Origin of the sequence: Methylobacterium sp. WL6 (assembly GCF_008040095.1) — a bacterium.
Taxonomy (GTDB): domain Bacteria; phylum Pseudomonadota; class Alphaproteobacteria; order Rhizobiales; family Beijerinckiaceae; genus Methylobacterium.
Window position 1 is genome coordinate 1 of record NZ_VRVH01000400.1, and the last position, 3,362, is coordinate 3,362.

General features: G+C 74.2%; 2 protein-coding genes. Both read right to left on the minus strand.

Features of this window, described 5'->3' with window-relative positions; all coding sequences use genetic code 11:
* Nucleotides 1-654: 654 nt before the first annotated feature.
* Nucleotides 655-1,353 carry a TetR/AcrR family transcriptional regulator gene (locus FV230_RS26255; protein WP_147844474.1) on the minus strand — a complete coding sequence of 233 codons (699 nt, stop codon included), beginning with the start codon at nucleotides 1,351-1,353 and terminating at the stop codon, nucleotides 655-657.
* Nucleotides 1,354-1,619: 266 nt separating this feature from the next.
* Nucleotides 1,620-3,209: a glucan biosynthesis protein gene (locus FV230_RS26260; RefSeq protein WP_281408333.1), complete on the minus strand. Its 1,590-nt coding sequence runs from the start codon at nucleotides 3,207-3,209 to the stop codon at nucleotides 1,620-1,622.
* Nucleotides 3,210-3,362 lie beyond the last annotated feature (153 nt).

Sequence of the window (3,362 nt, forward strand, 5' to 3'; positions counted from 1 at the left end):
TCCGTCCCCGCTCGCGCCCCCGCCCGGCTGCCCGTTCCACCCGCGCTGCCCGGCCGCGATCGCCGTCTGCCGCACCGAGCTTCCGCTGCGCCGCTCGGTGGGGCCGGAGCATGAGGTGGCGTGCCACCGGGACCGCGGCGAGCTCGGGACGGGGGACCGCACGGCGTGAGATGGCGGCGGATGGCCTTCATGACGATGGCCTGCATCCGGCCCATGCCGTGCCTGCGGACGGCCGTCGATGTCCCCCGAGAGCGGTCGTCCATCGGCCGCCCGGCACCTTCGCCTCGGGGCCGCGTCCACACCCCGGCCACGAGGTTCGGACCCTGCGGTTCTGTTGTGCCGGTTTCGAGGAAACCCGTACAACGCATGCCGGCCGATGAGAGCGCGACCCAGTCACGTGCAAATCGCCTTCGCCGATCTGATCGCGAAGGCATTCGATGCGGAGTTCGACGCCGCGTATCCGGAGAATGGACGCTTCGCGAAGCGCGCGCGCCGTGACCGGGCGGCGTTCCGGTAGGGACGATGCGATCGCGCCGCTTCGCCAGCGTGGTCGGGTTCGCGGATCCCCGCTTCTGCCGGAGGCGGCGCGGGTCCCCTCTCCCGAACGGGAGAGGGGGCCGAGTCGGCGATGCGAACGATCCGTTCGAACCTGTGTCAGCCCGGCTCCGCCGACCCGCGCAGCGCTGCCGCGTCCGCGTGGATCGCCCGGAACAGCGTCGGCGCGCCGCGCATGAACACGAGCACGTCGTCGGCGAGGATCGGGCCGACGTCGTCGGGGGTCGGCAGGTTGTACACGTACTTGCGCACCGCGATGTAGAACACCTTGCCGTGCAGCGCCCAGACCGCCTCGATCTCGCGCTCCTGGAACGGCAGCACCTCGGGCGGCGCGAGGCCGAATTCGACCCGCAACTCGGCGCAGACGGGCAGGATCAGCGCCTCGCGCAGGATGGCGAGGTAGCGCGGGGTGATGTCGACCGAGCGCAGGCCGGCGAAGACGAAGATCCGCACCCATTCGTAGTCGAAGATCCGGGCGGCGTATTCTTGGTAGAACCGCACCAGCCGCGCCTCCAGCGGATGGCTGCGGTCCCGCACCATCGGGCCCCAATCCGGGTTCCAGCGCGCGACGAAGACCCGGTCGTAGACCCGCTCGATCAGCGCCTCCTTGGTGGGGAAGTAGCGGAAGATCGCCGAGTGGGTGATGCCCATCCGCGCGGCGAGCTCGCGGGTCTGGCCGCCGAAGCCCTGCTCGGCGAAGAAGCGGGTCGCCGCCTCGACGATCTGCCGCTCGCGCTCGGCACCCGGCAGGTGGCGGCGGCGGCGGCGCGGCGGCCCTTCGGAATCGTCCCCGTCCACGCTGGCTCCGCCCTTCCTCCCCCGCGTCGGTCCCCATCCGCCGAACGTTGTCGCGACGAGACGTCAAGGTTTGACGGGTCGGCGCGCCGAGGGCAACCTGGGGTGAACACCGATGCCGAGGCGCGGGCGGCCGCGCCTCCCCCCGGCCCCGCACGGATCCGGGGCCTGCCCGCGCTCCGGGCGCGCCCGCCGAGGTCGGGAGGGCCCGCCTCCGGTGAAGCGAGGGCGAAGGGAGGCCTTTCCGGGGTTCGCCCGCCCGCGCGCGCCTACGCCGCCGCGTCCCAGGTCTCGCTGATGCGGCGCCCGGCCCGGGTGAGGTGGGCACGCAGCACCACGTCGCCCGGGGGCATCGCGGCGGGGGGGCGCCACTCGACGTAGATGCGCCAGCCCCCGGTCTGCGGCACCGGCGCGGCGACGGGATCGTGCATCGTGCCGGCGCTGGCCGAGACGATCGCGGCGACGCCCGCCCCCTCGGCGTCGAGGGCGCCCTGCGGCAGGTCCGGCCCCGCGAAGTCGATGCAGTACAGCCGCCGGCCGGGGATCGGCGGGTCGACCGGGCGCAGGCGGTCGGGCGAGCCGATGCGGGTCGAGATCACGCGGGAGAGGGTGCCGGGCAGCGCCGGCACCGGCTCGGCTCCCACCGTGGTGAGCCCGTAGGCGAGCGCGATCGGGTGGCCGGGGCGGACGGGCGCGTCCGGCACGAAGGCCGCCACGATGTTGTCCATGTACTCCTCGACCGAGGGGATCTCGAACAGCTGCACCTGGCCGGCCGCGAACGCGTCGCCGGCCCGCGGCGAGGCGCCGGCCGCGACCATCTCGGGCTTCGTCGCGGGGGCGGCGGGCTCGACCCACAGGCCGGGCCGGGCCTCCTGCCGCGCCTCGACGTCGAGGTAGGCGGCAAAGGTCCGCTCGCGCTGCATCAGCCCGAAGCCGGAGAGCGGCGCCGCGCGGAAGGCGGAGATCTGCGGGCTCGGGCGGCCGTTGACCAGCGGGCGCCACAGCCGGTCGGCGCCGGAGCGCACCACCAGCCCGTCGGAATCGTGCACCTGCGGCCGGAAGTCGTCGAAGGGCCTGGCGCCGCGCGCGCCCGGCCCGTTCTGGCCGTGCAGGAACATGCTGGTGAGCGGGGCCAGCCCGAGCTGGGGAATGTCCTTCCGCGGGTGGAGCGCGGCGGTGACCTGGATGTGCGCCGGGTCGCCCGGCGTGATCTCGAAGCGGTAGGCGCCGGACAGGCTCGGGCTGTCGAGGAGCGAGAGCACGGTGATCGTCTTCGCATCGTCCTCCGGCTCGCAGATCCAGTGGGCGGTGAAGTCGGGAAACTCCTCGCCCGCGGCCGAGCCGGTGCCGATCGCCGCGCCGCGCGCCGAGAGCCCGTATTCCTGGCCCTCGCCGCGCAGGCGGAAGTACGACGCGCCGAGGAACACCAGGAACTCCTCCTGGAAGCCGCGCGGGCGGCCGGGCGGGGTCTCGGTGGCGGCGAAGTGCAGTCGGAAGCCGGCAAAGCCGAGCGTCGTCGGGAAGCTCTGGCCGTCGAGCGCCCGGCCCAGCTCGAACAGGCCGGGCTCGTAGGCGACCGCCTGGGCCGGGCCGGCCTTCGGCTGCAGGTACAGCGCGCAGCGTTTGCGCTGCAGGAAGCCGCGGTGGAACAGCTGCGCGCTGAAGTGCCGCCCGAGGCGCAGGGCCGCCGCCGGGCGGAAGACGATGGCGCGGTACTGGTCGTAGGTCAGCCCGGCGAGGGCGCCCGGCAGGTCCTCGGGCGGCGCGACGTAGGGCGCGCCGGCCAGCCGCTCGGCCATCGCGGACACCGTGGCGAAGGTGGTCGGCCCGTCCGTCACCGCTTGCCGCTCCTGCGCCATCGTTCGGGCCTCATTCAGATCGATGACGCTAGGAACGACGCTGCCGACCATCGCGGTCAGGGCCGTGCGGAGAACGCGGCGGCGGGAGGGGGACAAGCTGGCGGCCGATCGCGGGGAGGCCTCGGGGCTTCCTCGCGCCGGCAGGCCCGGCCC